The 1,162-nt window shown below is 67.6% G+C and carries 1 rRNA gene and 1 pseudogene; both read left to right on the top strand.

From position 1 onward, the window contains the following. Nucleotides 1-170: 170 nt before the first annotated feature. Nucleotides 171-287 (top strand): 5S ribosomal RNA (gene rrf, locus ACFYYB_RS25970). A 179-nt stretch (nucleotides 288-466) separates the two neighbouring features. After that, nucleotides 467-1,162, top strand: a pseudogene (locus tag ACFYYB_RS25965) (hypothetical protein); the annotation flags it as partial.

Genomic DNA, 1,162 nt, shown 5'->3' with positions numbered 1-1,162 from the left:
CAGATGTGGAAGCCCGGTAACGGGTGGAGCTGACTGGTACTAATAGGCCGAGGGCTTGTCCTCAGTTGCTCGCGTCCACTGTGTTAGTTCTGAAGCAACGAACGGTTGCTGGTTTCTAGAGCTAGAACATAACTATAAAGTGTGCTTGTTCGCTCGAAACCGATTAGGGTTTCGGTGGTCATAGCGTTAGGGAAACGCCCGGTTACATTCCGAACCCGGAAGCTAAGCCTTTCAGCGCCGATGGTACTGCAGGGGGGACCCTGTGGGAGAGTAGGACACCGCCGAACAATTTTTCAAAGGACCCCTGGTCCAGCGTTCAACGCTGGAGCAGGGGTCTTTTTTGTTTTCCGGAGCTTTATGGAGCTCCACGCAGCTTTACGCCGAAGCGCGGCCATGGGTTGGTTGCGCGAGAATGACTAGCGGTACCCCGACGACAGGAGTCACACCCATGTCCAACTCTCCCGACGATCGTCCGGAGCGCGAGCCTCGGCGCAACGACGGCGGTGACAGGGGCGGCTACCGCGGGGGCCGTGACGACCGTGGCGGCGAGCGTCCGCCGTTCCGTCGCGATGACCGTCCCACTGGTGGTGGCGACCGTCCCTCCAGTGGTGGCTTCCGTCGAGACGACCGTGGCGCCCGTCCGGCCGGCGGCGGCGACCGCCCGTCGTACCCGCGCCGCGATGACCGCCCCTCCGGTGGTGGCGACCGTCCCTCCGGCGGTGGCTTCCGTCGCGACGACCGTGGCGGCCGTCCGGCCGGCGGCGGCGACCGCCCGTCCTTCCCGCGCCGCGATGACCGGCCTTCTGGTGGGGACCGTCCCTCCGGCGGTGGCTTCCGTCGCGACGACCGTGGTGGGGACCGTCCCTCTGGTGGTGGCTTCCGTGGGAACGACCGGGGCGACCGTCCGTCGTACCCGCGTCGTGACGACCGTCCCTCCGGTGGCGACCGTCCGTCGTACCCCCGCCGTGACGACGACCGCGGTGGATTCCGTGGCGGCCGTCCGGCCGGCGGCGGCGACCGCCCGTCCTTCCCGCGTCGCGACGACCGTCCCTCTGGTGGCGACCGTCCCTCCGGTGGTGGCTTCCGTGGGAACGACCGCGGTGACCGTCCGTCGTACCCGCGTCGCGATGACCGTCCCTCCGGTGGCGACCGTCCGTCGTAC

Source organism: Streptomyces sp. NPDC002886 (assembly GCF_042888445.1).
Classification (GTDB): Bacteria; Actinomycetota; Actinomycetes; order Streptomycetales; family Streptomycetaceae; genus Streptomyces.
This window is presented reverse-complemented; position numbering and strand designations above follow the sequence as displayed.